The organism is Micromonospora olivasterospora, assembly GCF_007830265.1.
In the GTDB taxonomy this organism is placed as follows: domain Bacteria; phylum Actinomycetota; class Actinomycetes; order Mycobacteriales; family Micromonosporaceae; genus Micromonospora; species Micromonospora olivasterospora.
Genome location: NZ_VLKE01000001.1, coordinates 4,469,213 through 4,494,444, shown reverse-complemented (window position 1 = coordinate 4,494,444; position 25,232 = coordinate 4,469,213). Strand labels below are relative to the sequence as shown.

Below are 25,232 nucleotides of genomic sequence, written 5' to 3'. Positions count from 1 at the left end.
GAGCAGCCGGCGCGAGCGCCCCGCCGACCCGGCCGATGTCCCGGGACGAATCCCGGCCAGGTCGGGACACCTGCCCGTTGCCGTCGGGACAGCGGGAAGTGGATCGTGGTGGCGGCCCGGAGGGGCTTCGAGGAGAGGACGTCTTGTGGAACGGATGGCAGGACCCATCGGCGCGACCGGTGTGGCGGGCGCTGTCGGACCTGGGCCGGGACTGCGACCGCAGCGACCCCTGCGGACCGGAACGATCCGGTCGTGCGACCCGGCGCCGCGGATCTGCTGACCGCGCCCGACAGCGGGTCCGGCCGGGGCGGTCCCGGCTGGCCACCGCCAGGAGCCAGGGCGCAACCCGGGCCACCAGCGCGGTGAGCGCCGCCCAGGCGCTGGGCATCCCCGCCGGGAGCGGGCTCTACAACGACATCGAGCACTACCCGTCGAGCGAGTCCTGCAAGGCCGCCGTGCTCTCGTACCTCTCCGGCTGGACCGAACGACTGCACGCGCTCGGCTACCTCTCCGGCATGTACTCCAGCGGCTCCTCCGGTGAACCAGCGCGTCAACGGCGGCCGGTGGGTGTCCCTCGGCGTGTTCACGCTGGCCGCCGGCGACGGCGACAAGGTGGGCGTGAGCCGGTGGACCAGCGGTACCGGGTACGTCGTCGCCGACGCGATCCGCATCACCCGCGTCTGAGCAGGTATCCGCCCCGCCCCGACCAGCGGGGCGGGGCGGTGCCGGCTGCCTACCACGACATGCGGTGGCTGCTGGTCTACCACGACTCCTGGTGGCTGTTCTGGTCCGGTCTGCTGGTCCTGATCGCACTGCGTGGGGTGCTCTGCGCGGCGATAGTCAGCCTGGCCTGGCCCGCTCGCGCGCCACGGCCGCCGTACCGGACGCTGGTGCTGCGTAACGTCGGGGTGGCGGCGATCGGCGCGGTCCTCGTCCTGCCCTTCGCCGCGTACGCGGTCGGCGCGTCGGCGGTCTCGCTGTCCTGGTTCCTGTTCGCCGCGCTGATCCCGATGCTGCTGCTCGCCCCCTTCCTGCAACGGATGTCGGTGGGTCTGAGCCTGTGGCGGGGACTGCCGTCGGCCGAGATGGTCGGCTGGGCGCTGCTGAACTTCGTCGTGATCACCGTGGCCGGCGGGCTGGTCTGGAGCACCCCCGAAGCGTGGACGCCACTCGTCACCGCGGTCACCGGCGCGGTCAACGGCCTGCTGTGGAATCGCACGGTGCGGGCCGCCGTCCTCCAGACCCGGACACGCTGGCGGCGGGTGCCGGTCGTGCCGGTCGTCGCGGTGCTGGCCCTGGCCGTTCCACTGACGGTGCAGGCGCTCTCCCAGCCCCGCGAACAGGCGAACACCTTCACACCGCCGATCTTCAACCAGCCGCTGCCGCCGCAGGTGCCCTACGCGGTGCTCCTGCTCGCCGGGCACAACTCCGCGTACGACGGCCGACCCGCGGCGGACCCGAACGTGGAGCGGTTCTCGTATCTGGGCCTGGACTCAGGTGGCCGCCCGCTGCCGTACCGGTCGGAGGCCACCCACCGGTCACTGGAGTCCAGTTCCCGCCTGCTCGCGGCGCAGGTCGAGGCCGTGCACCGGCGGACCGGCCGGCCGATCGCCCTGGTGGCACAGAGCGAGGGGGTAATGGTGGCGCGCACCTACCTGCGCGACCGGCCCGGCTCTCCGGTGCGGGCGCTGGCGATGTTCAGTCCGCTGGTCCGCGCCGGACGCACGTACTACCCGCCCCCGGACGCCCGCAGCGGCTGGGGGCTGGCCCCCGGTTGGCTGCTGCGGTTGATGTTCCAGGTGACGGACATCGGCAACAGGACGGCCAGCACGCCCGACGAGCCGTTCGTCCGCTCGCTACTGGAGGGCGCCCCCTTCTACCGCTACCAGACGCTCTGCCCCGTCCCGGGAGTACGGGTGATCGCCTTCCTGCCGACCGTGACCGCGGGCGAGGCCCCACCCGGCCAGCCGATCAGGATCCCGGTGGTCGAGGTGCCGACCTTCCACGGCGGGGTCATCGGCAAGCCGGCCGCGGACGCCGACTTGATCGACTTCCTCGCCGGTGCCGACATCAACCGGCGCCAGCCCGAGTTCGGCCTGCTCCAACGGCTGGGGGACGCCTGGCATGCGCCCGCCCTGGCGGTCCGGGTGAATCCGGTGTGGCGGCCCGCCGCGGCACCCGGCCGGCCCTTCACGCCGACCCGGTTCTGCGGCCCGGTCAGCAGGACCTGACCGCGGCGGTCCCGGGCACGCTCAGCGGGGTGGCGACGGGGCTTCCAGCGGGCGTCCCCTGGCCCGGGCGGCGTCGGCGGCGGCGATCCCGGCCAGGACCAGTGCGACGGTGAGCGCGACGGCGAGGGGTGGCAGAAGGGTCATCAGCGGGGCCGCGAGGGCGAGGACGAGAATCCCGATCAGCCGGGGGCGGGAGACCCGGGCGAACACCACGTACTCGAAGTGGGCACGCCCGGCGGTGAACAGGGCGGGGCCGCCGAACATGACCACTATCCAGGCGTCCTCGGTGTGGCCGAGTGGATGCGGGATGACGAGTTCGTAGCCGACGGCGGTCATGATGATGCCGAGGACCATGACTCCGTGGGTGAAGGCGGCCACGCGGCCGAGGTGGGTCGGGTTCCTGGACGCGGCGATGGCGTCGGTGAGGATCTGCCCGGCTCGGTAGAAGTAGATCCGCCAGAGCAGGACGGTCGTGACGAAGCAGATCACGAACGCCGCGGTGGATTCCACGTCGTACAGGCCCGTGGTGTAGGAAACCGCGAGCGCCAGTACGGATTCACCGAGGGCGATGAGGAGGAACTGCCGGTAGCGGTCGGCCAGGTGCGTGCCGGCGGCCGCCCACACGGTGACACGGAGCCGGCCGAGCCCGGGTACCGGCCACCCGAACCTGGCCGCGAGATAGTCCAGGGCCGCGGCGGAGAACCACAGCCAGACCCGGGTCCCGTCGTGGGTCAGCGCCCCTGCCACCCACAGGACGCCGGCCAGCGTGAACCAGACGAGCTCGCGGACGAAGGTCGGCCGCTGATCGTGTCCGCGCAGGATGACGACGAAGGCGACGGACCGGCCGACCTGAATGCCGACGTACGCCGCGACGAAGGCCGGGCCGCCGCCGTCGAACGCGCTGGGCAGCGCGGCTGACATGATCAGAATGCCGAACATGGTCACGATGACCACGGCCTGCACCGGGAGGCGGCGTGGGTCGAACCTGGCCGTGGTCCAAGCCGTCAGGGTCCAGACCCAGGTCAGCGGCAGAAGCAGCAGCAGGGTCCTGCCCACCGCCGGGAAGGCGATCCACCCCTCGGCGATGCCGGGACGGGCCAGCAGGTCGGTGATCCGCAACGCGACCCGCTCGATGACGAAGACGAAGGCCAGATCGAAGAAGAGCTCCAGGAAGGTCGCCTGCTGCGGGCTTCCACCCCTTCTGATCAGGTCAGTGCCGCCTGCCATCGTCGCTGAACCCGCCCGCCGTCCGGCCACGTCGTCGAAGCCCCACACTGCCATCCGCCGCTTCGGCGCGCGGAGAAACCGGCGCAGGCGTACCCATTTTCGACCCGGCCGCAGTCGCCGCGCCGCCCGGTCGGCGTGGTGGCGGCCAGCGACGGTCCGCACGGGAGAAGGGCCAGCCCCGACGGAGCTGGCCCTTCTCGGCATCCGGCTCGTTCGCGCCGGCGCGGCGGTCAGCCGACCGACTTGTTGTAACTGTCGATGGCGCCCTGCACGCTCGCCGCGGCGTCCTTCATGGCCTGGTCGGCCGGCTTGCTACCGACGATCGCCGCCTCCAGACCGTCCTCGGACGCCTTACGGGCCTGCGGCATCACGCCCAGCAGGCAGCCGGCGGACGCGACCGACGGCGGCGGCGCGTGCAGCTGGTCCACGGCGTTGATCGGCACGTACCCCGTGCCGGTGTGCCACTTGGCCTGCTCGACCGGGCCGGCGGCGAACTTCGCGAACTCCCAGGCGGCCCGCTTCTCCTTGGCGCTGTGGCCGACCCCGTTGATCCACAGCGAGGGTGTTGGTCGCGTAGCCGCCCTTCACCAGGTCCGTCCACCACTGCGCGACGCGCACGGCGGTCTCCTGGTCGAACTGCACCTTCGTCGCCAGGCCCTGGCGCCCGTTGTCGTTGTCGCAGTACTCCTTGCCGTCGGTGGCGAGCAGCTGCTCCAGCAGCCACCGCACCCTGTCAGGGCGGTGGCGGCGACGAGGGCGACGAACGCCGTGAGGGTGCGGCGCGCCCAGCTGGCACGTTCGAGGTCCACCACACGCGCCCACCTGGGCGTCGTCCTCGCCCGACACACTGACGGCCGACCCTTCTCCCGGCGAGTTGCGGGAGATTAGGCTTCGGCTCATGTTGACGTGGCGATGGCACGGCCGGGCCGCGAACATGGCCCTGGTGCTCGTCGTCGGCCTGGTCGCCCTCGCCGGCCTCGTGGTGCAGTCGGGCGGCATCGACACCGCCGCCGAATGGGCGGCGCTGCTGGCCGTGCTGGCCTCCTCCGGTGCGCTGTACGTCCGCCGTCGCCATCCGCTGCCGGTGGGTGTGGCGGCGCTGGCGGCCGTCGGCGCCTACGGAGCGTTGCTGCACCGGCCCGGGCCGATCATGCTGGTGTTCGTCGTCGCGCTCTACACCGTCGTCGACGAGGGGCACCTCGCCGTCGCCATCGGGCTCGGTCTCGCCTCGGTGGTCGCCTTCGCCGTCGCGGACAGCTACAACCGGACAGCCGCGAGCGTGAACGGGGCGACCCTGCTGCACGCCGGTTGGCTCATCGCCGTCATCGTCGGCGTGACCCGCAACCGCCGGGCCTACCTCGCCGAGGCGCAGGCCCGGGTGCTCGCCGCGGAGCAGCGCACGGCGGAGGAGGCCCGGCGCCGAGCCACGGAGGAGCGGCTGCGCATCGCCCGCGAGCTGCACGACGCGCTCGGCCATCACCTCTCGCTGATCAACGTGCAGGCCAGCGCCGCACTGCACCGCCCGGACCCCGCCCGGTCCACGCAGGCGCTCACCGCGATCAAACAGACGAGCAAGGAGACGCTGCGCGAGTTGCGTACGACGCTCGGCATGCTGCGGCAGGAGGACGAGGCACCGGCCGCTCCCCCGCCCGGGCTGAACCGCCTCTACGAGCTGGTCACGACAGCCGGCCGGTCCGGGTTGGAGATCCGCACCGAGCTGACCGAAACCCGGCCGCTGCCGCCGGACGTCGACCTGGCGGCGTACCGGATCGTCCAGGAGGCGCTCACCAACGTGACCCGGCACGCCGCCGCGACCACGGCGGTGATCCGGATTCGGCCCGACCGCGACGACGTGCTGGTGGAGGTCGAGGACGACGGCAGTGGCGCGCCGGGCCCGCCCGGCAACGGGATCCGCGGCATGGGTGAGCGGGTCCGGGCGCTGAGCGGTTCGCTGACCACGGGCCCCGGCCCCGACGGCGGCTTCCGGGTCCGCGCCCGCCTCCCGCTCCAACCCCGCCCGGTGAAAGCGGGGGTGCCAGCATGATCCGGGTGTTGCTCGCCGACGACCAGAACCTGGTACGCGCCGGGTTCCGGTCCATCCTCGACGGTGAGGACGGCATCGAGGTCGTCGGCGAGGCCGCCGACGGTGCCGAGGCGGTGCGGCTCGCCCGGCAGCTGCGGCCGGATGTCGTCCTCATGGACATCCGGATGCCCGGGCTGGACGGCCTGGCCGCCACCCGGCAGATCGCCGCGAGTTCCGATGTCCGCGTGATCATCCTGACGACGTTCGACCTCGACGACTACGTCTATGGCGCGCTGCGGGCCGGCGCGAGCGGTTTCCTGGTGAAGGACACCGAGCCGGCGGAGCTGATCCACGGGGTACGGGTGGTGGCCCGCGGTGACGCGCTGATCGCGCCGTCGATCACCCGCCGACTGATATCCGAGTTCGGCGCCCGCGCCGCGTATCCCGACCCAGGGCCGCGACTGAACGTGCTCACCGAGCGGGAGCGTGAGGTGATGGCGCTGGTCGCCGCCGGGCTGTCCAACGACGAGATCGCGGCGCGGCTGGTGCTGAGCCCGGCCACCGCGAAGACGCACGTCAGCCGGATCATGACCAAGACCCGGGTCCGGGACCGGGCCCAGTTGGTGATCCTCGCGTACGAGTCCGGCCTGGCCGTACCCGGCTGGCTCGCCCGCTCCTGACCCGGCCTCCGGGTACGCCCGCCGACCCGGCGGCATGGCCGGCTCGGCCGGTCAGGCGGTGCGGCGGAAGCGAACCAGGGCCAACCCGCCGAGGACGACGGCAATCAGTCCCACCACCAGGGCCACGTAGGCACCGCCTCGCCCGTTGCCGGTGCCGATACCACCGTCGGAGGTGGCCACGACCAGCCCACCGAGGGACATGCCGATCAGCCCCGCCACCAGGGCTACGGTGGCTCCGAGGCGTCCGGAGCCGGTGCCGACACGGCTGGCGGGGCGGATCAGCGCCCGCACACCCATGACCACGCCGGTCAGCCCGAGCACGCCGGCGGCGATGGCCCCGAGTCGCCCGGCGCTCATGGTGTAGACACTGGCGGCGATCGGCTGGTTCGCGACGTGCGCGGCTGCCGGCGCGGCAAGTCCGAACCCCCCGAGCAGGGCGGCTCCGGCGGCGGCAAGCAGGTGACGGACGTACATCGAGGATCCCTTCGCTCGCATGACGAGTACAGGCGGCAGCGTATGTACGGGTGTGGTCACGAGTCGTCATGCCGGAGTTGCCAATGGGCCTACCACCAGGGTTGCGCGCGCTCCGGGCGCCGTACCGCCACGGTTGTCTCCCCTCCGCTTCCGCTGTCGACGGATCGGCGGATGCCATTCGATCGATGAAACTTCTGACATCATCCAACGGAAAGATCGAAGACTATGACCGTGGAGGTGTGGGATGCGTTCCCACCTGACGAGTTTCCTCAGCGTCGCCGTGCTGGCGACCGCCGCGTTCCTGGTTCCAGCGTCGCCCGCCGCCGCCGCGCCGTCGTTCCGGACGCCGTTCCCGTGCAACCAGACGTGGTCCGGTCAGACCCGCACCACGCACAGCCCGCAGTACGCGATCGACTTCAACCGGACCGACGACCACGGCGATCCGGTCAAGGCCAGCGCCCCGGGCACCGTGGACGTGGTCGCCAACCTCGGTGACACCAGCTACGGCCGGTACGTGCGGATCAACCACGGCAACGGGTACACCACCTACTACGCCCACCTCAGCGGGTTCAACGTCTCGGTCGGCCAGTCCGTCGGCTACAGCACCACCATCGGATACGTGGGCAACAGCGGCGGCTCCTCCGGCTCGCACCTGCACTACGAGCAGCGGCTGAACGGCAGCGACATCAAGGTGCGGTTCAGCGGCAACCTTGCCCTCTACTTCGGGACGAGGAACTACACGCGTACCGCCGGCTGCTGATCACGGATCGACACCCCCCGTCCCCGCGCGGCGGCCCGCCGGTTGAACCCGGGCGGCCGTCGCCGCCGGACGGGATGTTCCTGGCGGCTGTCCTCGTCCCGGCTAGGAGCGGTCGACAGCCGCCTCTGACCGCGCCGGGTAGTGAAGCGCGGTGAGCAACTGACTGTGCAAGTTGGCGTTGGAGTACAGGCCACCGCCCCGATCGCCCGCATGTCCCCCGGTTCGATCGGTGAAACGGCCGCCCGCTTCCTCGACGAGAAGGATCCATGGCGTGTGATCCCAGATGTGGTAGCGCTCGACCAGGAAGGCATCGATTTCACCACGAACAAGCTCGACGAGCGGGAGGGGGCTTGCCGGTGCGCGGGCCTCGCCAATTCGGGTCACGCCGGCTGAAGAACGACGTGCCGTCGACCGGGTCGATGATCCAGACCCGATCGGACTCACCGAGTTGACCAAGTTCCTCGCCGAGGAGACCATCCCCTGGCCCCGCCGCAGACAACATCTCGCGAAACAATCGTTCGACCGCCCGGTCGGCTTCCGTGACTGGTGTGCCGTCGGCCTTCAGCGTTGCGGAAACGCCAGACTCGAAGTAAGCGAGCGCGAGGTCAGCCGCCAGATCCGACGTGTCGAGCGCGAGTCGCAAGTCATCAGCGCCACCCACGACCGACGACGCTATCAGGGTCAGAAGTTGCCCATCTCGTGCACCCCGGCAGGGTGTTCGGCCGCTGTGAGCCCTCCACCGGGCTGGTCCCGTTCGCCCGCCTGGTCGAGCACGTCATGACCACGGAGCCCTACGCCTCAGCGGATCGGGTGCTGCTCAGCCCAGCCCTGTCAGTCGTCACCGCCCCACCGTACCGATCGACGCGAACGCTGGTAGAGGTTCGAGTCAACGGGGAGCCTGCTGGCACTTTGAGCCTTGCGACGTCAGCCGAGATGCTGCCGGTGCTCGCCCACCTCTCGGAACTCGGCATGTTGACGGCCGCCCATGCAGTCCTGAAGGGCAACCGGGGTCAAGGCCGACGTCACGCTGAACGTGTGCAAGGCCAGTTCGCTGACTGATGCGTGGTTGGATGCGCCGCCAGCGGCTGAGGGAGCCCGGCCAGCACAGCAGGCGACCGCAGAGAGCCCCGGACGCGATGTTGCCCCAATGCAGCAATGGCGGTTCGTGGTTCCGCCGGGATGGCCACCCCCGCCCGCAGGTTGGGTCCCGGCCCAGGGCTGGCGTCCCGATCCGTCGTGGCCTCCTGCGCCTGATGACTGGCAGTTCTGGATACGAGCCTGAGAGGCCCCTTCCGCCTACCCTCAGTTTACCAACTACAGGTAAGGCGACCCCGGCCGGCCTGGTCATCGGCGCCGGCCACGCCTTGCCACCTGGTCAGACGTCGTCACCATCTCTCGTCGTTGGTCGCTCTCGATCGACCTCCGACGGCCTGGTGACGGCCTGGACCTGGCCCTCGTCGGCCGCATAGCCCCTGTGGGTGCCCGATATAAGCTCACGCGGGCCGGGCGACGGGAGCTAGGAGTCGTACGCCCAATTCGTGGCCGTACCGTTCGATTTCGGCCACACTCTCCTGCTTCTGGACGAGGTTGGTGTGTAGATGCTGGACACACTGGCCCTCACTCATAAGAACCGCCCAATCAAAAAGGGTCTTGTGTGCCGCAATGGTGAGGTATAGGAACCGGATCAGAGTATCGACTGCGAATTGATCAGCCATGTCCGCTGAGGGGTTTGTGCGTACGAAGGTTTCAAATCGCCCATACATGCCTTCAACAGTGTCGGACCGCGTTGAAAGCAGGGAGGTTCCGAATGCCTTGGCGCAGGAGTTGATGTTGTGATTCCACTGCACGCATTCCTGTTGCTTGCGCCGCACGATTTGCCTGAGATCGCCACTAACTCGATGGGCCAAGAAGTCGAGAATGCGCCGCCCGGATATCTCCATTTCACCTAGTATGCCTAGCTCATAGATGAACAGGTCACGCGTCGTATTAATCGCCATGTGCTCCTCCTGACCTCGCTGGCGAGCCGCCACGGCCTACCCGTTCAGAAACCACCAAAACGCGGCAGGCCAGCCAGCAGGAAGGGTGTAAATTTGCGCATGTCGACACGAGAAGCCGAGAAGGATGAACAGGCCATCCCGTCTGCCCTCGACCCGCCCCTCCTGGGGAGCGGGCCGCCGCCCGGCCCACCACGTCAAGCGGCCCTTGACGGCTCGTACGGACGCTGGCGGGTCGGGCGGTGGCCTGCTCGGCTCGCCCGGGTCGATGGCAGACGGGATGGCCTATCGCAACCACCCACGGACCGTGGCCCGCCGGCGGAGTCCTAGCCATCCTGGAGCCGGAGCGCCCCCGCCGGAGGCGCTCTGACCGCAACCTCGCGACCGCGGCCAGTTCGCCGACGCCGCCGGCGTGCCCTCCCCTACGCCGCGCGGGCTGCTGGCTGCACGGCCCGGCCGGCTGCCGGCCCCACCCCTCACCGGTCAAAGGTCTTTCGTTCTGCTGCGGCCCGCTCGGGCTCACCGCTCTCCGCGCCAGCCGCCGGGCGTTCGGCGCGGTTCATAGACGTACAGAAAGTCCTCCCACACCGGCCGGTAGCCGGCCGTCCCACCACAGCCTCCCGGGTCACGGTGGGTTGACGTGTCGGTACCCGGTGTCACTCTGGCGCTCGTCGAGCACACCGCTATGGCACACCCATCGAACCGCGCAACTTTCAGCGCTCCTGGTAGACCCGGTGCGAAAGAGCAGGCGTCAAGGGGATCACCGTCCACGACGCCAGGCGTACCTGCGCCACGCTCCTGGCCGACCTCGACGTCCACCCGCGAGTCGCCATGCAGGTGCTCCGGCACGCCCGCTTCTCCGTGACGATGGAGATCTACACCCAGGTCTCGTCCAAGGCCACCCGCGGCGCATTGGAGCGCCTCGGCGATTCCCTCGGCCGCTGACGGTTGCTGTACTTAGCTGCCGTACAGAAGCAGAAAGGCCACTTCCCGATCATGGGAAGTGGCCTTGGACCTGCGTGGGCGATACTGGGATCGAACCAGTGACCTCTTCGGTGTGAACGAAGCGCTCTCCCGCTGAGCTAATCGCCCTCAGCGCCGATGACTCTACCCGATCGAGGGACTGGACGGCGAATCCGGGGTCAGTGCGTCGCAAGGTGGTGCAGCAGCCGGGCCAGGAGGTCGATGCCAAGGCTGTACTTGAGCGAGAGCCAGAGCACCACGGCGACGAAGATCAGGCCCACGGAGCCGAGCACGAGCCGCACCGGCAGGGACCGGCTGGTGGCCCACCGGGTCCAGCGTTGGACGTGCCGGCGGGTGAAGTTGAGCAGCCGGCGGGCCCAGTGGAACTCGACCGCCCAGACGCCCAGCCCGGCGATCACCAGCAGCCAGCCGGGACCGGGCAATGGAATGAGGGCGATACCGACAGTGACGATGATCGCCCCGAGGACGGAGATGAAGATCTTGAGGGCGATCCGCCCGGTGGGGTTGGCGCGGATCAGGTCGAGGGTGGTGCGGAGCCGGTGCCGCCAGCGCCCGCGGCGCCGCTCGGCGACGGCCACGCCGCCCCCGCGCGCGCGGTCGTCCGGCCCGCCCCGACCGGGCCGGTCGTACTGATCAATCGGCACCGCGTACCCCCGCCTCTCGGCTGCTCGGGGCCCTACTTTCGGACGCCCGGGCCGAGCGACCGGATCCACTGAGGATCGGTTCGTAACCATTTGCACCCCCAGTGTGCCCCGGGCCCGTCACTCCATTGGACCACTGGACGTTACCGGAGTAAGTCGACGTCTGAACGACCCCGATGCCGGGCGGGATCGAGCACTGGGCAGAACCGGATATCGTACAAGAATTTTCACATTCTATCGGCGTTTCCGACCACCTTCCCACCACTGGGTGAAGTCAGCGTATGGCGGAGCGTAGCCGGGAGTAGCGGCTGAGTATGGGAAAAGCGGGACACGCGCGTTCCGCAGCGGTGCCGGGGGGAGAACGTCCATGAGTGTCATCCGACCGACGACCGTAGAGGTCGAGACGTCGCTAAGGCTCGTCGCACCTGACGCCACCGCCTTGCCGGTGCGTGCCAGTCTGCGCTACGACCCTGCTGACCCGTATGCGGTCCATGTCCTGTTCCACGCCGAATCAGCCGGCGGGGAGGCGGTGAGCTGGTCGTTCGCGCGCGAACTGCTGGTCACCGGCCTGGACGAGCCGGCCGGCATCGGCGACGTCCGGGTGTGGCCCTGGGCCACTCCGCGCGGCGACTTCGTCGCGCTGGCGCTGTCGTCCCCGGACGGCAACGCCCTGTTCGAGGTGCCGCGCAGCGTCCTGGTGCGCTTCCTGCGGCGAACGTACGTCGTCGTCCCGCGTGGCCGGGAGGCCGAACACCTGGACGTCGACACGGCGGTGAACCGGCTGCTCGCCGGGCGCTGACACGGCACGGGCCGGGGCCCGCGCGGATCTGCCGAGTCCGCGCGGGCCCCGGCCCCGCACACTTCCCGTACGCGCTCAGCCGTGGGTGGTGATCCCGCCGTCGACCGGGATCACCGCCCCGGTCAGGTACGCCCCCGCGCGGGACGACAGGTAGATCGCCGTGCCGGCCATGTCCTCGGGGCGCCCGATCCGGCCGAGCGGCACCTGCTGCTCGATCGCCGCCCGGGACGCCGGGTCGTCCAGCGCGAAGGCCATCATCTTGCTCTCGAACGGGCCGGGGGCGATCGCGTTGACCGTGATCTGCTCGCCGGCGAGTTGGTGGGCGAGGCTGCGGGTGAGCATGTGCACGGCGGCCTTCGTGGCCGAGTACGCGTACACCTCCATCCACGGCACGCGGATGCCGTCGATCGAGCCGATGTTGATCACTCGGGCCGGGTCGTCGGCGGTGGCCGCCACGCGCAGCGCCGGCAGCAGGGCTGTGGTGAGCCGGAAGGCGGCCTTGACGTTGACCGCCCACAGCTTGTCGAACGCGCTCTCCGGGTACGCCTCCAGCGGCGCGCCCCACGTGGCGCCCGCGTTGTTGACCAGCACGTCGAGCCGGTCGACCCGCTCGCGTACGGCGGCGGCCAGGCCCTCGGCGCCGGCGTCGCCGCTCAGGTCGGCGGGGATCGCCTCGCACCGACCCTCGGCCGACAGTTCGTCGGCCACCTTGGCGCAGACGTCCGCCGTGCGGGACGAGATGATCACGCGCGCGCCGGCCCGCACGAAGCCCTGGGCGATCATCAGGCCGATCCCCCGCGAGCCGCCCGTGACCAGGACCGTCTTGCCTTCGACCGAGAACAGATCCGTCATGCCCATCCCATCGCCGCCTCCCGCGCCGCGCCGGCGGCGCTCCGCCCGGCCCGGACGCTACCGATCGGTAACGTAACCGGGTCGCGGCGGCCCCACAAGGCGCGGTCGCAAGACGCCCGCTCCCGGCCGCCCGCTCGGCCGAAATGCGAGTGCGCCGGACCCGGGCTACCGTCGCAGACGATGGTCTCCACCGGTCAGCTCTCCCCGGCAACCCGTCCCGACCTGGCGACCCCCGCCGAACGGCCGAGCCACGCCGCGCCGCCGTCGGGCGACGACCTGGCGTGCCGGTCGGCGGATCTCGACACCCTGGCCCTCGGCGACCTCGCCGGGGCGGCCGGCTGGCGGCGGCCGGTCCTGCTCGACGCGGACCTGCTGATTCTCGTCACCGGCGGCCACGGCACCGCCGAGCTGGACTTCCGGCCGCTGCCCTGCCGGCCCGGCACGCTGCTGCGGGTCCGCCCCGGTCAGGCGCTGCGCTGCGTCGGGCCACAGCTCGACGCCGTGGTGGTCCGCTGGCGGGCCGCCGCGCTGCGCGGCCTCGGGGTGAACGCGGACGACCTGCCGGCGTACCGGCAGCTGGCCGGCGAGGACGAGGACGCGATGATCAACGAGGTGACCCAGCTGGTGGTGGACTGCCGGCGGCACCCGGACGCGCCCGCCGCCCGCGCCCTGCTGCGCCACCAGCTCGCCGTGCTGCTGCTGCGGCTGGCGCTACTTGCGCCCGACCCGGCCGACGCGCCCGGGGACGGCCGGCGGGCTGAGAGCCACACCTTCGAGCGGCTGTGCCGGGAGGTCGAGCGCGGCTACCAGCGCACCCGGCGGGTCGAGGACTACGCGGCCCGGCTGGGCTCCTCCGTCCGTACCCTGACCCGGGCCTGCCTGGCGGTGACCGGCCGCAGCGCCAAGCAGGTGATCGACGAGCGGGTGGCCCTCGAGGCCCGCCGCCTGCTCGCGGCCACCGACGAGCCGATCGCCCGGATCGGCCGCCGGCTCGGCTTCCCGGAACCGACGAACTTCGGCCGGTTCTTCACCCGGGAGGTGGGGGTGAGCCCGGGCGCGTTCCGGGCCGCCCGGGACCGCCGGGCAGGGGCGGCAGGGGCGGCAGGGCCGGCAGGGGCGGCAGGGGCGGCAGGGGCGGCGAACAACGGTCGGGACAGGGCAGCCGGGCCGGCGCACGGGGCGCGGGAGCCGCAGCCGGCCGGGAAGACGCAGAACGGGCGCAGCTGGGCACCGGGGGCCGGCGGCGGGCCGGGGGCCGGGTCGGCCGCCCGGATGGTACGGCCACGGCCTCCCGCCGATCCGCCGGAGCGGGCCCGCCGGGCAGAATGAGAGCGTGCAGATCTCCGCGCGCGGCGAGTACGCGGTACGGGCAGTGCTGAGCCTTGCCACCGCGTACCCCTCACTGCTGTCCACCCAGGCCATCGCCAGCGAGCAGGACATGCCTCGCAAGTTCCTGGAGGCGGTCCTGGCTGACCTGCGCCGGGCCGGGATCGTGCGGGCGCAGCGGGGCGCCGAGGGCGGCTACACGCTGGCCCGACCGCCGAGGGAGATCACGATCGGGACGGTCCTGCGTGCCGTCGACGGCCCGCTCGCCGGGGTGCGCGGGCTGCGCCCCGAGGAGACCAGCTACGAGGGGGCGGCGGAGAACCTGCCGCAGCTCTGGGTGGCCGTGCGGGCGGCGGTGCGACAGGTGGTCGACGAGGTGAGCCTCGCGGAGCTGGCCAGCGGCCGGCTGCCCGGGCACATCCGCCGCCTGATCGCCCGCCCGGACGCCTGGGAGCCCCGGTGACCGGTGCCCCGCCGTGCACCAAACCGCTCGGCATGACCGAGTGACCCGCCCGGCCGGGCCCGGCCGCCGCGGATGGCGGCGGTCAGCGGTCCGACCGGCCGACCGCGGCGGCGTAGGCCTGGTCCCGCGCCTCCCTCTGCTCCGTCCCGAGGGCGAGCGGCTCGGCGAGGACCAGCGTGTGGTCGCCCGCCGGCACCTGTTGCACGGCCCGGCAGAGCAGCACGGCGAGCGCCCCGTCGAGCAGTGGGACGCCGAACGGGCCCGGCTGCCAGCCCGGGTCGGCGGCGAACGGGTCGAGGTGACCGGCGGCGACGGGCCGGGTCGCCCCGCGCTGCCCGGCGGGGAGCAGGTGCACCGCCAGGTGCTCGGCGCGTCCGATCGCCTGCCGGCTCGACGGCTGCCGGTCGAGGCAGAGCGACAGCAGCGGCGGCTCCAGCGACGCCGCGGTCAGCGCGGTGGCGGTGCACGCCACCGGGGCAGCGGGGGCCAGCCCCGGCCGCCGGCCGACCCCGGCGCGGTGACCACTGTGACCGTGGCCGCCTGCCGGGCCAACAGGGCGCGAAACAGCTCCCGGTCGACGGGGCGCAACTCGACCACGGTCATGTGTCTTCCTCTCCAGGTGCGGACCGCCCGGGGCTGCGGCGGGACGGGGGGCGGCCTGGCCGCACCCCGCTGTCTCTGTCAGCGCTCCGGCACGGCTGACCGTTACGGCCGCCGGCAACCGTGCGACTGTCCATCCGATGCTCCTCCGATCGACCGACCGCCCTGCGCGATACCGGGAACCACCTCACCAGCACCCAGCATCCGGTAAAACCTACCTGATAAGTAGGATTCTGCGGCCTGGGCGGCGCCGCGGTCCAGTGCGGACGCCCGCGAGTTTCACGAATCGCCGTTCCGGGCATGTCCGATCCCGACACGACAGGGAAAAGGTGACGAAGGGAGGCCCGGCGATGGGCCTGATGTTCCGCAAGCGTCAGAAGTTCGGCCCGCTCGTCCTGAACTTCACCGAGAACGGGTTCTCCTCGTGGAGCGTGAAGATCGGCAGATGGTCCTGGAACTCGCGGACCCGGGCGCACCGCGTCGACCTGCCGGGTCCGCTGTCGTGGAAGCAGGACAAGTCCCGGGCGTGACGCCCGGAACGTGGGGCGGGCGCCGGTTGGTCGACCCGCCCCGCCCCACGTTCCGGCCCGCCCCATTCCGCCCCGCCCACGGTCCGGCCCCGCCCCACGGTCCGCCCCACGGTCCGGCCTCGGCCTTTCGGCCCCGCCCCGACATATTGGCGCGCCCACGGTCCGGCCCCGGCCCTTCGGCCCCGCCCCGACATATTGGCGCGCCCCACGGTCCGGCCCCGGCCCTTCGGCCCCGCCCCGACGTATTGGCGCGCCCTGCGCGCCGACGCCGGCCGGCCGGGCCGGACGCCCCCCTCCCCCCGCGCCGAAGGGCGGCCCCAAGCAGGGTCGGCCGAAGGGCCGGCCCGCCGCGGCGGCCGGGCGCACAATCGCCCCATGACCCCGCAGCGGCCCTACCGACGTGAGCGCCGCCGGGCGTCGCTGGCGTGCGCGCTGCTGGTGGTGGCCTACTTTGCGGTGCCGGTGCGGTCGGACCCGAACGGGCTGCGGCTGATGCTGCGCGCGGCGGGGACGGCCGCGCTGGTGCTCACCGTCGCCTGGCTGGTCACGGCCCAGGTACGCCGACAGCTCGCCGCGCCCGAGATCCCGGGTACGGTGCCGGTCCGCGCGCTGGTCCACCTCGCCGTGGCCCTGGTCGCCGGGCTGCTCACCTTCGCGCTCGCCGACTACGTCATCGCGCAGACCGCGCCGGGCCAGTTCGTGGGCCTGGCCACCCGGGTCGACGCGCTCTACTTCGCGCTGGCCACCCTGACCACCGTCGGGTACGGCGACGTGTACGCCCACGGGCAGTTCGCCCGCGTGGTCGTCAGCCTCCAGATGGTGTTCAGCATCGGGGTGATCACCACCGGCGTCTCCCTCGTGGTCAGGCAGCTGACCCGGCGCCCGGGCGGGCGATGATCAGCACGTCACCGCCGAGCCGGCCGTGCTCGGGGTCTCGGGCCACCGCACCGGCGGCCAGCAGGGCGGTTACCGCCCGGGTCGCGTCCGTCGCCCGGTAGAGGGTCTCGGTGAGGGTGTGCCGGCGCAGCTCGGTCAGCGTACGGGGACCGGTGCGGACCAGTTCGGCGAGCAGTTCCCGGCCGAGCGGATCCGCGTCCGGCTCGGCCGAGACCTCGACGGCGGGTCCGCCCGGGTCGGCCGGGTCCCGGTAGCGGGCCGAAGCGACCTCGCCGGCCACCCAGAGCGCGTCCTTGAACGCCGTCAGGCTCCGGTCCGACCCGGTCGCGAACGCGAGCCGCAGCACGGACCCACCGGGCGGCGCGCCGTGCGTTTCCGGGGCCGGCACGACCGCGTCCGAGGCGGGGCCCACCACCAGGTCGGCCTCGGCGACCAGCGGGAAGCCCGCCGCCGACAGCCGCGGCCGCAGGGGTGCGCCGGGCTCGGCCACCAGCAGCAGGTCAGCCGGGCGGCCGGTGCGGGCGGCGGCGAGCAGGGCCGGCACCGGGCCGCCCCGTGGGCCACGGTGAGCAGCGGCGCGGCGGCCGCCCCGGCGGCCTTGAGCGCCACCGGCAGCCGCGCCGGATCGCCGGGCATCACATGCACCGCCACCTCGGCGGGGAGGGCCGCCTCGACCGCGCCGAGCCGGGCGGGCAGGTCCTCGGTGCCCTGGGCGAGCACCAGCACGGTCAGGCGGAACCCGTGCAGCCGGTCGGCGTACGCCGCCACCGCCCGCAGCGCAGCGTCCGCGCCGCCGTCGTCGCTGCCGGCGTACGCCAGGGCGAGGGTGGCCCGCCGGGCGCGCTGCCGCGCGGCCGGCAACCAGGCGTCGAGCTGGCGGACGAGCAGCTCGCGGACAACGGCGTCGGTCGGCATCCTGACGTTCTACCGCACCGGCGCGCGCCCGGGCACGGCGCACCCCCGATCCGCCGGGCCAGCGCCGCACCCCGGTCGCCACACCCCCGATCCGCCGGGCCAGCGCCGCACCCCGGTCGCCGCACCCCGGTCGCCGCGCCGGCGCGTGCCGGTCAGGCCGGTACGGAGATCCCGATGCCGCCGCGGGTCTGGCCGCCGTAGCGCTGCCGCTCGCGGTCGAGGTCGAGCCGGCCGATGCGCTTGCGGGCGGCCAGCGCGGCGTCGTCGAGCCGGTCGGCGGGGACCAGCCAGACGACCTCGAACTCCAGCCCGTCCGGGTCCTGCCCGTAGAGGCTCTTCGTGGTGCCGTGGTCGGAGCTGCCGACCAGGGCGCCGGCAGCGGCCAGCCGCTCGGCGGTGGCGGCCAGCTCGTCGAGGGTGTCGACCTCCCAGGCCAGGTGGTAGAGGCCGACGGTGGCCCGGCCGGCGGTGGAGCGCCCGGCGCCCCGGCCGACCTCGAACAGGCCGAGGTCGTGGTCGTTGGTGGAGCCGGGGGCCTGGAGGAAGGCGGCGCCGCGGAACCCGTCCGGGGTCATCGGCACCACGCGGAAGCCGAGCACGTCACGGTAGAAGGTGATGCTGCGGGCCAGGTCACCGACGTAGAGGACGGCGTGGTTGAGGCGGTGGATTCCCATGGCGTCCACGCTAGCGTGGTCTGGTTGAACGCTCAACCACTTGTCCTATGATGGCGGTCATGACCCGCTGGCTGGACGCCGACGAGCAGCACACCTGGCGCGCGTACCTCACCGCCACCCGTGCGCTCATGGAGACCCTCGACCGCGAGCTGCAGCGCGACGCGGGGATGCCGCACGCGTACTACGAGGTCCTGGTCCGCCTCTCCGAGGCGCCCGGGCGGCGCCTGCGGATGAGCGAGCTCGCCGACGCCACCGGCTCCTCGCGCAGCCGGCTCTCGCACGCGGCGACCCGGCTGGAGGCGTCCGGGTGGGTCCGGCGCGAGGCGTGTCCGACCGACCGGCGCGGGCAGGTGGCCGTACTGACCGACGCCGGCTTCGCCGCGCTCGCCGCCGCCGCGCCCGGCCACGTCGAGGGGGTACGCCGGCACCTGTTCGACGCGCTCAGCCCGGCCCAGGTCGACCAGCTGCGCCGAATCAGCGAGACCATGGTGGACCACCTGACCGGTTGACGACCGAATCGCGATCGTCCGGGTCTTGTACTTATCGTCGCGGGACGGCCACGATGGGGCGTGCCCTCCGGCTTCGGTGATCTGACTGTCCAGGCGAGCCACCTGGTGTCCGCCGGCGACCTCGCCGGCGCGCAGCAGCTGCTCTCCGACGCGCTCAGCGACGCCGACCCGCGCCCCGAGCGCGCCTCGCCCGAGCTGGCCGACGCCGCCGGGCTCCAGGCCCGGGTCCTGGTCGCGCTCGGCGAGCCGCACTCCGCACGGGGCTGGGCCGCCTTCGCGTACGCGGCGGCGACCCGCCTGCACGGGCGGGCCGACCCGCGTACGGTGTCGGCGGCGGCGACCCTGGCAGCGGTGCTGCACCGGGTCGGCAGCTACGCTCGCGCCGCCCGGCTCTACGCCGACGTCATCATCGAGCTGACCGCGTCGGACGGGCCGGAGTCGCTGCGGGTGCTCGCCGCCCACGCCGACCTGGCCACCGTGGAGTACGCCCGGGGCCAGTGCCGGGTGGCCCGGGATCGCCTGCAGGACGCCTGGGAGCTGCACCGCGAGGTGTACGGCGACGGGCACCCCAGCGGGATCAAGATGCTGGCCCGGCTCGGGTCGATGCGGCGCGACTGCGGCGAGTTCGCCGAGGCGCACGACAACCTGGCCCTGGCCCGGGAGCTGTGCCGGCGGCACCTCGCCCCGGACGACCCGCTCGCGGTGCAGGTGTCGGCCCTGGCCCGGGCGGCGGCCAACCCCGCCCACGTGTGCGCCGGGCCCGGGCCGGCCGAAACGGAGGCGCCGCCCGTACCGCCGGAGCGCGAACCGCCCGTGGTGCCGGCGGCCCGGGTGCCGCCGCCGGCCGAGGGACCGCCGACGTACCAGCCGACGTGGCCGGCGGACGACGACCCGCACCCGCCCGGAGTCCCCACGCCCCGCCTGCCCCCGGAGGCCTCGGCGGGGCACGGCGGCGCGGACGACCCGCCCGGGACCGGCGAGGACGACGCGCGGCTCGGGCGGCACACCGACCCGGACGACCCGGCCACCGGGCAGGACGACGAGGCGTGGCCGCGGTCGCACCCGGCACCCGACGGCTCGGCGCCGGCCTGGGACGACGAGGCGTGGCCGCGGTCACCGGCGACGCCCGGCGATCCGACGCCCGAGCGGGACAACGACGCGTGGCCGCCGGCGCACGACCCGTCGGCCGTCGGGGGCGACGACGCGTGGCTGCGGCGGCACGACGCACCGGAGGCCCCGGCGCCGGCCGAGGACGGCGACCCGTGGCTGCGGCGGCACGGCGCACCGGATGGCCCCGACGCGCCGGACGACGACCGGTGGGCGTCCCGGCCCGGGTGGCCCGCGGAGGGGGCGGTGCCGCCCGGGGTGGTCGGCCTTGCCGCCAGGGGCGGGCAGCCCCCGACCGGCGGCGCCGCGGAGCGCACGGGGGTACGGGCCGTGCGCCCGTCCGCGGCTCCGCCGGAGCCGTCGCGGCTGCTCCCGGTGCTGGTCCCCCGCCCGCCCGCGCCGCCCCCGCGCCGACTCACCCCGCTCGTGCTGGTCGGCGGCGTGGCCGTGGTGGTGCTCGGCACGGCGGCGGTGGTCGCCGGGGTCGCCCGGGTCGACAGCCCGCGAACCGGTCCGGGGCCGTCGGCGACCGCTCCGGCAGGCCCCGGCCGTCGGGCTCGGCGCCGAATCCCGGCCCGACAGGCAGCCCGCAGGCCGCCGCCTCGCCGGGCACGCCTCCCGGCGGGATCACCCTGCGGGACAACCGGGACAACATCGCGCTGCGTTGGACGTACCCGCCCGGGGCGAGCGGGCCGGTGGTGATCGCGGGCGGCCCGTCGGGGCAGCAGCCGCGCGCGTTCGAGACCCTGCCGGCGGGCAGCACGAGCTACCTGGTCTACGGCCTGAACGGCAGCGACGACTACTGCTTCACGGTCGCCGTCGTCTGGTCGGTCGACACGGTCGGCCAGACCGACCAGATCTGCACCCGCCGCCGCTGACCGACCGCCCGCCCCCCGCCCCCGCCCCTGTTCCCCGCGATCTTGCACTTTCTGCCCTCGATATGAGCTGTTCGCCCGGTTTGTCGGGGCCGAAAGTGCAAGATCGCGGGGGCGGGGGGCGGGAGGGCGGGGGGCGGGGGGCGCGGGGGGCGGGGGCGGGGGGCGGGGGCGGGGGCGGGGGGCGGGGGCGGGGCGGGGCGGGGGGCGGTTAGGGGGTTAGGGTGGACAGGAAGGCGTCGGCGATGACCGCGTGGCCGGGCAGGGCCGGGTGGACCCGGTCTGGGGCCCAGTGGCCGGGCGGGGTGTGCGCCAACACCCGGTCGAAGGCCGCCTGGGTGGGCACATGCACGGCCTCGAAGTCCTTGGCCAGGGCGGCGACCACGGCCGCGTACCGGTCGGTCTGCGCGCGCTGCGGCTCGTCGACGTCCGGTTCGATGAGGAACGGGTCGGCGAGCACCAACCGGCAGCCCGTCGCGTCCACGGCCCGGCGGAGCAGGACGCGCAACGTCCGCTCGTACTCGTCGATCGGCACCGCCTCGGCCCCCCGACCCGGGGTGAACGCCCGCCAGATGTCGTTGATCCCGATCATCACGGACAGCCAGTCGGGGCGCTCGCCGATCGCGTCGGACTCCCAGCGGGCCGCCAGGTCCCGGACGGTGTTCCCGCTGATCCCCCGGTTGACCCAGGTCAACCCCAGCTCCGGGTGCCGGGCGGTGACGAAGGCGTGGACCAGGCTGACATAGCCGTCGCCGTACGGGGCGGCGCCGTCGCGGCGACCGCAGTCGGTGATGCTGTCCCCGATGAAGACGATCCGTTGACCGGCACCCAGCAGCAACCCGCGACCCCCGTTCCCCGACCCGGCGGCGTGCCCCGCCCGGATTGCTTGGTGGAAGGGGTCGACGCGCGGTATCTTCTGCAATTCAGGCACAAAAAAAGAACGGCGAATAATGCCGTTCCCAAGCAATTCTAATCACTAGGGAGAAGGCTTGTCAAGGCACTCGGACGGTCCCGGCGAGCTGCGGCACGACGACGAGATCGGCCACGAGCAGGAGTACGTCTCCATGCTCTACGCGCGGCTCGACGGAATGCGGGAGCAGGCCGCCGAGCGGCTCACCGCGGAACTGCGCGCCACCGGCGGCACCAGGCAGGCGCAGTCCCAGCGCGACGACACCGTCCGGATGTACGCCGAACAGGTCGAGCAGTACTCGGCGGTGGAGAACGGGCTCTGCTTCGGCCGGCTGGACACCGACGACGGCGCCCGCCGCTACGTCGGCCGGATCGGGATCTTCGACACCGGCGGCGACTACGACCCGCTGCTGATGGACTGGCGGGCCCCCGCCGCCCGAGCCTTCTACCTGGCCACCGCCGCCAACCCGCAGGGCCTACGGCGGCGCCGGCACCTGCGTACCCGGCAGCGGAAGGTGACCGCGGTCAACGACGAGGTGCTCGACCTGGCCGCCGCCTCCCCCACCGCGCACGAGGAGCTGACCGGCGAGGCGTCCCTGCTCGCCGCGCTCAACGCCGGCCGCACCGGCCGGATGCGCGACATCGTCGAGACCATCCAGGCCGAGCAGGACCGCATCATCCGCGCCGACCTGCCCGGGGTGCTGGTGGTCCAGGGCGGCCCGGGCACCGGGAAGACCGCCGTCGCGCTGCACCGCGCGGCGTACCTGCTCTACACCCACCGCCAGGTGCTGTCCAGCCGGGGCGTGCTGCTGGTCGGCCCGAACGAGACGTTCCTGCGCTACATCTCGCAGGTGCTCCCGGCGCTGGCCGAGACCGGCGTGCTGCTGCGTACCCAGGGCGACCTGTTCCCCGGGGTGAACGCCCGGCGCGCGGAGCCGGCGGAGGTCGCCGCCCTCAAGGGGCGGGCGGAGCTGGCCGAGGTGCTGGCGGCGGCCGTGCGGGACCGGCAGTGGGTGCCCGACGAGCCGCTGGAGATCGAGGTCGAGCGGGAGGTGCTGCGGCTGGACCCGGAGACCGTACGGGCGGCCCGGGACCGGGTCCGCCGCGCGGGCCGGCCGCACAACCTGGCCCGTGCCCTGTTCGACGTCGAGATCGTGCACGCGCTCGCCGACCAGGTCGCCGAGCGGATCGGCGCCGACCCGCTGGGCGGGGAGAACCTGCTGGAGGAGGCCGACCGCGCGGAGATCCGCCGCGAGCTGCGCGAGGAGGCCGAGGTCCGCGCCACCCTGGACCAGCTCTGGCCGGTGCTCACCCCGCAGCGCCTGCTCGCCGACCTGTACGCCGACCCGGCCCGGATCGCCGTCGCCGCGCCCGGGTTGACCGACGCCGAGCGGGCCCTGCTGCACCGCGCGCCGGGCGGCGGCTGGACCCCGGCCGACGTGCCGCTGCTGGACGAGGCCGCCGAGCTGCTCGGCGAGGACGAGCGGGCCGCCGAGGCGCGCCGGGCCCGCGTCCGTGCCCTCCAGCGCGAGTACGCCGAGGGCGTGCTGGAGATCGCCCGTGGTTCCCGCTCCATCGACGTGGAGGACGAGGCGGACGGCGGCGAGATCCTCGGCGTCACCGACCTGCTGGACGCCGACCGGCTGCTGGAACGCCAGGAGGAGGGCGACCGGCTGACCACCGCCCAGCGGGCCGCCGCCGACCGGCGCTGGGCGTTCGGGCACGTCATCGTCGACGAGGCGCAGGAGCTGTCGCCGATGGCCTGGCGGCTGCTGATGCGCCGGTGCCCGAGCCGGTCGATGACGATCGTCGGGGACGTGGCGCAGACCGGGGCGCTGGCGGGCACCGGCTCCTGGGCGGACGCGCTGGAGCCGTACGTGGCGCAGCGCTGGCGGCTGGAGGAGCTGACCGTCAGTTACCGCACCCCCGCCGAGATCATGGCGGTGGCGGCCCGGGTGCTGGCCGAGATCGACCCGCACCTGAGCCCGCCGCGCTCGGTGCGGGAGAGCGGGGTGCCGCCCTGGGACCGTACGGTGCCGGCCGGCCGGCTGGCCGCCGCGCTGACCGACGCCGCGGTGGCCGAGGCCGCCGCGCTGACCGACGGCCGCCTCGGGGTGATCGTGCCGGCGGGCCGGGTCGACGAGCTGGGCGCCGCCGTCGTGGCGACGCTGCCGGAGGCGGCGGTCGGCGAGCAACCCGAGTTGGAGAGCCGGGTGGTGGTGCTCACCGTCGGGCAGGCCAAGGGGCTGGAGTTCGACTCCGTCCTGGTGGCCGACCCGGAACGCATCGTGGCCGAGTCGCCGCGCGGGCACAGCGATCTGTACGTGGCCCTCACCCGCGCCACCCAGCGCCTCGGCGTGCTCCGCGCCGGCTGAGGCCGCCGCCGGCCCGCTTGGTCGACGCCCCGCCGGTGACCAACCGCGCGCCGATCGGGGCTGGCGGCGATCGTGGACGGTCCACGATCGCCGCCGGGGCCTCACTCGTCGGTGAAGTTGCCCACCTGGCCGCCGGTGCTCGACTTGTCGCTGGTGGAGCCGCCCGCTGGCGTGCTCAGGCCGCCGGTCGTGGCGTCCCCGGTGGTGGTCGGCGCCACCTTCCCCCGGTGCCGCTCCGGCTGCCGGGCCAGCCGCCGGGTGCTCGCCGGGCCGGCCGTGCCGCCGGTCGTGGTGACCGCGCCCTGCCCGCGTGTGGGCCCGCCGTCGCGTAGCGTCCCCTGGTCCACCGGCTGATGCGCCGGGTCGTACGGGTCCTCCTCCTGGATGACCCGTAGCTCGTCGGTCGGCGGGACGGTGACCTCGTCGATCGCTCCCGCGCCGTACACGCCGCGGGCGATCCGGTCCTCGGCCTTGCGGGCGGACTCCCGCATCCTGTCGTCCTCACGCACGTCCATCACCTCGCAGGTTTCCGGATCGTCCTGCGTGCCCGGAGACCCGCCGGCCAAACCCACGCCCGGGGGACGCCCGCCCCGGTTCATCCGGGCTTCGCCCGCCGGCCGCCCGCACCGTACTGGTATCCCGGGAGAACCCGGCGTACCTCCACGGACCGGACGTGCGGACCCTCCAGCCGCGGTACGGGCTGAAGGTCGCCCCGCACCCGGCCGGCGACGCGACGGTCATGCAGCGCGGGATAGAACTGGGCGGGGACGGCGTCGTCACTCGGACCCGGACGTGCCGGTGAGCGTCGCTGGGCAACGGCCTGCGCTGACGGCTGTCATCAGGGGCCCGCCGGGCGTTACCCCGCCGGGCCTCCGGGTAGACGGGGGGTGCCCCCGCCGGGAACGCGAACCGTGCCGTGGCCGACACGCGGTAGCGGGGCGGGGGCGAGGTAAGACTCATCAAATCCTGAGGAGGACCAGATGAGCACGCAGGCCGCATCCACCAGGCCCATGAACCGGCCGACGGCGCAGGAGGCGCCGAACCGCCCGATGCAGGAGGCGCCCACCCGGCCGATGCCGGCGATGTACGACGGGCACCGGGAGGCGATGCAGGCGCCCGGCACCGAGACCAAGAACGCGTTCAAGACCACCGAGTTCTGGGTCTACGCCGCCTCGGTCGCGGCGGTGCTGATCGCCTCGTACCTGGTCGGCAAGAACTCGGTCGGCGTGGACATCTTCCGCGCGCCGCAGGCCTGGTTCTTCATCACCCTGCTGACGATCGGCTACCTGGGCAGCCGGGGCCTGGCCAAGGCGGGGAGCAACTACCGCAGCGCCACCGAGCGCAAGGCCCGGCACTGACCGGGCGGTGATCCGCCCCGAGCGGAACG

General features: G+C 73.4%; 29 protein-coding genes, 1 tRNA gene and 4 pseudogenes. 18 read left to right on the top strand and 16 right to left on the bottom strand.

The window, feature by feature from the left end; translation table 11 throughout:
• Positions 1 to 35: 35 nt before the first annotated feature.
• The 3 genes and pseudogenes from JD77_RS33875 to JD77_RS20785 form a co-directional block, all read left to right on the top strand.
• Positions 36 to 476: pseudogene (locus JD77_RS33875) on the top strand (glycoside hydrolase domain-containing protein); the annotation flags it as partial.
• A 61-nt stretch (positions 477 to 537) separates the two neighbouring features.
• The gene (locus tag JD77_RS33870; protein WP_246141377.1) at positions 538 to 684 is read left to right on the top strand and encodes a golvesin C-terminal-like domain-containing protein; all 147 of its coding nucleotides are present in this window, start codon (positions 538 to 540) and stop codon (positions 682 to 684) included.
• 38 nt (positions 685 to 722) lie between these two features.
• Complete coding sequence (locus JD77_RS20785) at positions 723 to 2,231, top strand: lipase family protein (protein WP_145775803.1); 1,509 nt, start codon at positions 723 to 725, stop codon at positions 2,229 to 2,231.
• Positions 2,232 to 2,252: 21 nt separating this feature from the next.
• Here the strand turns inward: JD77_RS20785 and JD77_RS20780 are convergent, their stop codons facing one another.
• The 3 genes and pseudogenes from JD77_RS20780 to JD77_RS35545 all read right to left on the bottom strand — a co-directional run.
• Complete coding sequence (locus tag JD77_RS20780) at positions 2,253 to 3,458, bottom strand: low temperature requirement protein A (RefSeq protein WP_145775802.1); 1,206 nt, start codon at positions 3,456 to 3,458, stop codon at positions 2,253 to 2,255.
• A gap of 230 nt (positions 3,459 to 3,688) precedes the next feature.
• Positions 3,689 to 3,886 (bottom strand): hypothetical protein, encoded by a 198-nt coding sequence (locus JD77_RS33865; protein ID WP_246140789.1) that lies wholly within the window; start codon positions 3,884 to 3,886, stop codon positions 3,689 to 3,691.
• A 9-nt stretch (positions 3,887 to 3,895) separates the two neighbouring features.
• A pseudogene (locus tag JD77_RS35545) lies at positions 3,896 to 4,009 on the bottom strand (extracellular solute-binding protein); the annotation flags it as partial.
• A 347-nt stretch (positions 4,010 to 4,356) separates the two neighbouring features.
• Between JD77_RS35545 and JD77_RS20770 the strand changes: the two are divergent.
• Together JD77_RS20770 and JD77_RS20765 are read left to right on the top strand one after the other, a co-directional pair.
• A complete protein-coding gene (locus JD77_RS20770; protein WP_145775801.1) occupies positions 4,357 to 5,502 on the top strand; it encodes a sensor histidine kinase in 1,146 nt (381 codons plus the stop codon).
• Complete coding sequence (locus JD77_RS20765; protein ID WP_145775800.1) at positions 5,499 to 6,161, top strand: response regulator; 663 nt, start codon at positions 5,499 to 5,501, stop codon at positions 6,159 to 6,161. The genes JD77_RS20770 and JD77_RS20765 overlap by 4 nt, the downstream gene beginning before the upstream one ends.
• Positions 6,162 to 6,212: 51 nt before the next feature.
• Here JD77_RS20765 and JD77_RS20760 read toward each other — a convergent pair whose 3' ends face one another.
• Positions 6,213 to 6,635, bottom strand: a complete 423-nt coding sequence (locus tag JD77_RS20760; RefSeq protein WP_145775799.1) for a DUF6223 family protein — start codon at positions 6,633 to 6,635, stop codon at positions 6,213 to 6,215.
• Positions 6,636 to 6,879: 244 nt separating this feature from the next.
• Here JD77_RS20760 and JD77_RS20755 point away from each other — a divergent pair, with 244 nt between their 5' ends.
• Positions 6,880 to 7,395, top strand: coding sequence for a M23 family metallopeptidase (locus JD77_RS20755; protein ID WP_145775798.1), 516 nt, complete (start codon positions 6,880 to 6,882; stop codon positions 7,393 to 7,395).
• 102 nt (positions 7,396 to 7,497) lie between these two features.
• On the opposite strand, the gene JD77_RS35540 is transcribed toward JD77_RS20755, so the two are convergent.
• The 3 genes from JD77_RS35540 to JD77_RS20735 form a co-directional block, all read right to left on the bottom strand.
• Complete coding sequence (locus JD77_RS35540; protein ID WP_170286495.1) at positions 7,498 to 7,779, bottom strand: inositol monophosphatase family protein; 282 nt, start codon at positions 7,777 to 7,779, stop codon at positions 7,498 to 7,500.
• Positions 7,712 to 8,056: an inositol monophosphatase family protein gene (locus JD77_RS34805; RefSeq protein WP_281292108.1), complete on the bottom strand. Its 345-nt coding sequence runs from the start codon at positions 8,054 to 8,056 to the stop codon at positions 7,712 to 7,714. Before JD77_RS34805 ends, JD77_RS35540 begins: the two co-directional genes overlap by 68 nt.
• 832 nt (positions 8,057 to 8,888) lie before the next feature.
• Positions 8,889 to 9,392, bottom strand: coding sequence for a DUF892 family protein (locus tag JD77_RS20735; protein WP_145775796.1), 504 nt, complete (start codon positions 9,390 to 9,392; stop codon positions 8,889 to 8,891).
• A 678-nt stretch (positions 9,393 to 10,070) separates the two neighbouring features.
• Between JD77_RS20735 and JD77_RS20730 the strand changes: the two are divergent.
• A pseudogene (locus JD77_RS20730) lies at positions 10,071 to 10,334 on the top strand (tyrosine-type recombinase/integrase); the annotation flags it as partial.
• Positions 10,335 to 10,409: 75 nt separating this feature from the next.
• Here the strand turns inward: JD77_RS20730 and JD77_RS20725 are convergent.
• Positions 10,410 to 10,481: transfer RNA gene (locus JD77_RS20725), tRNA-Val, on the bottom strand.
• 50 nt (positions 10,482 to 10,531) lie between these two features.
• Complete coding sequence (locus tag JD77_RS20720; protein WP_387226245.1) at positions 10,532 to 11,086, bottom strand: TIGR02611 family protein; 555 nt, start codon at positions 11,084 to 11,086, stop codon at positions 10,532 to 10,534.
• 295 nt (positions 11,087 to 11,381) lie between these two features.
• Here JD77_RS20720 and JD77_RS20715 point away from each other — a divergent pair, with 295 nt between their 5' ends.
• Positions 11,382 to 11,813 (top strand): SsgA family sporulation/cell division regulator, encoded by a 432-nt coding sequence (locus JD77_RS20715; RefSeq protein WP_007457244.1) that lies wholly within the window; start codon positions 11,382 to 11,384, stop codon positions 11,811 to 11,813.
• 75 nt (positions 11,814 to 11,888) lie between these two features.
• Here the strand turns inward: JD77_RS20715 and JD77_RS20710 are convergent, their stop codons facing one another.
• Positions 11,889 to 12,665: an SDR family oxidoreductase gene (locus tag JD77_RS20710; protein WP_145775794.1), complete on the bottom strand. Its 777-nt coding sequence runs from the start codon at positions 12,663 to 12,665 to the stop codon at positions 11,889 to 11,891.
• A 180-nt stretch (positions 12,666 to 12,845) separates the two neighbouring features.
• Here JD77_RS20710 and JD77_RS20705 point away from each other — a divergent pair, with 180 nt between their 5' ends.
• Positions 12,846 to 13,994, top strand: a complete 1,149-nt coding sequence (locus JD77_RS20705) for a helix-turn-helix transcriptional regulator (RefSeq protein ID WP_145775793.1) — start codon at positions 12,846 to 12,848, stop codon at positions 13,992 to 13,994.
• Between the two features lie 4 nt (positions 13,995 to 13,998).
• Positions 13,999 to 14,454, top strand: a complete 456-nt coding sequence (locus JD77_RS20700; protein WP_145775792.1) for an RrF2 family transcriptional regulator — start codon at positions 13,999 to 14,001, stop codon at positions 14,452 to 14,454.
• An 82-nt stretch (positions 14,455 to 14,536) separates the two neighbouring features.
• Here JD77_RS20700 and JD77_RS20695 read toward each other — a convergent pair whose 3' ends face one another.
• Both JD77_RS20695 and JD77_RS33855 read right to left on the bottom strand, forming a co-directional pair.
• Positions 14,537 to 14,926: a flavin reductase family protein gene (locus JD77_RS20695; protein ID WP_246140787.1), complete on the bottom strand. Its 390-nt coding sequence runs from the start codon at positions 14,924 to 14,926 to the stop codon at positions 14,537 to 14,539.
• A complete protein-coding gene (locus tag JD77_RS33855; protein WP_246140785.1) occupies positions 14,902 to 15,057 on the bottom strand; it encodes a hypothetical protein in 156 nt (51 codons plus the stop codon). The genes JD77_RS20695 and JD77_RS33855 overlap by 25 nt, the downstream gene beginning before the upstream one ends.
• Before the next feature lie 347 nt (positions 15,058 to 15,404).
• On the opposite strand from JD77_RS33855, the gene JD77_RS20690 reads away from it, so the two are divergent.
• Entirely contained in the window at positions 15,405 to 15,584 is a 180-nt protein-coding gene (locus tag JD77_RS20690; RefSeq protein WP_145775791.1) for a DUF4236 domain-containing protein, read from the top strand.
• A 375-nt stretch (positions 15,585 to 15,959) separates the two neighbouring features.
• Complete coding sequence (locus JD77_RS20685; protein WP_145775790.1) at positions 15,960 to 16,481, top strand: potassium channel family protein; 522 nt, start codon at positions 15,960 to 15,962, stop codon at positions 16,479 to 16,481.
• Here the strand turns inward: JD77_RS20685 and JD77_RS20680 are convergent.
• Together JD77_RS20680 and JD77_RS20675 are read right to left on the bottom strand one after the other, a co-directional pair.
• A pseudogene (locus JD77_RS20680) lies at positions 16,447 to 17,396 on the bottom strand (hypothetical protein). The gene JD77_RS20685 and the pseudogene JD77_RS20680 sit on opposite strands and share 35 nt — an antisense overlap.
• 152 nt (positions 17,397 to 17,548) lie before the next feature.
• Entirely contained in the window at positions 17,549 to 18,070 is a 522-nt protein-coding gene (locus tag JD77_RS20675) for a VOC family protein (protein ID WP_145775789.1), read from the bottom strand.
• 50 nt (positions 18,071 to 18,120) lie between these two features.
• On the opposite strand from JD77_RS20675, the gene JD77_RS20670 reads away from it, so the two are divergent.
• From JD77_RS20670 to JD77_RS33850, 3 genes are read left to right on the top strand one after another with little or no spacing between them, the layout of a single operon-like run.
• The gene (locus JD77_RS20670; protein ID WP_145777696.1) at positions 18,121 to 18,579 is read left to right on the top strand and encodes a MarR family winged helix-turn-helix transcriptional regulator; all 459 of its coding nucleotides are present in this window, start codon (positions 18,121 to 18,123) and stop codon (positions 18,577 to 18,579) included.
• 60 nt (positions 18,580 to 18,639) lie between these two features.
• Positions 18,640 to 20,388, top strand: coding sequence for a tetratricopeptide repeat protein (locus JD77_RS20665; protein ID WP_342799655.1), 1,749 nt, complete (start codon positions 18,640 to 18,642; stop codon positions 20,386 to 20,388).
• Complete coding sequence (locus JD77_RS33850; protein ID WP_246140783.1) at positions 20,382 to 20,564, top strand: hypothetical protein; 183 nt, start codon at positions 20,382 to 20,384, stop codon at positions 20,562 to 20,564. Before JD77_RS20665 ends, JD77_RS33850 begins: the two co-directional genes overlap by 7 nt.
• Positions 20,565 to 20,772: 208 nt before the next feature.
• On the opposite strand, the gene JD77_RS20655 is transcribed toward JD77_RS33850, so the two are convergent.
• The gene (locus tag JD77_RS20655) at positions 20,773 to 21,399 is read right to left on the bottom strand and encodes an SGNH/GDSL hydrolase family protein (protein ID WP_145775788.1); all 627 of its coding nucleotides are present in this window, start codon (positions 21,397 to 21,399) and stop codon (positions 20,773 to 20,775) included.
• 151 nt (positions 21,400 to 21,550) lie between these two features.
• On the opposite strand from JD77_RS20655, the gene JD77_RS20650 reads away from it, so the two are divergent.
• Positions 21,551 to 23,845 (top strand): HelD family protein, encoded by a 2,295-nt coding sequence (locus JD77_RS20650; RefSeq protein WP_145775787.1) that lies wholly within the window; start codon positions 21,551 to 21,553, stop codon positions 23,843 to 23,845.
• Positions 23,846 to 23,946: 101 nt separating this feature from the next.
• On the opposite strand, the gene JD77_RS20645 is transcribed toward JD77_RS20650, so the two are convergent.
• Positions 23,947 to 24,354 carry a hypothetical protein gene (locus tag JD77_RS20645; RefSeq protein WP_145775786.1) on the bottom strand — a complete coding sequence of 136 codons (408 nt, stop codon included), beginning with the start codon at positions 24,352 to 24,354 and terminating at the stop codon, positions 23,947 to 23,949.
• Positions 24,355 to 24,518: 164 nt separating this feature from the next.
• Here JD77_RS20645 and JD77_RS34800 point away from each other — a divergent pair, with 164 nt between their 5' ends.
• Positions 24,519 to 24,647, top strand: a complete 129-nt coding sequence (locus JD77_RS34800) for a hypothetical protein (RefSeq protein ID WP_281292107.1) — start codon at positions 24,519 to 24,521, stop codon at positions 24,645 to 24,647.
• A gap of 178 nt (positions 24,648 to 24,825) precedes the next feature.
• The gene (locus tag JD77_RS20640; protein ID WP_145775785.1) at positions 24,826 to 25,203 is read left to right on the top strand and encodes a hypothetical protein; all 378 of its coding nucleotides are present in this window, start codon (positions 24,826 to 24,828) and stop codon (positions 25,201 to 25,203) included.
• Positions 25,204 to 25,232: the final 29 nt, after the last annotated feature.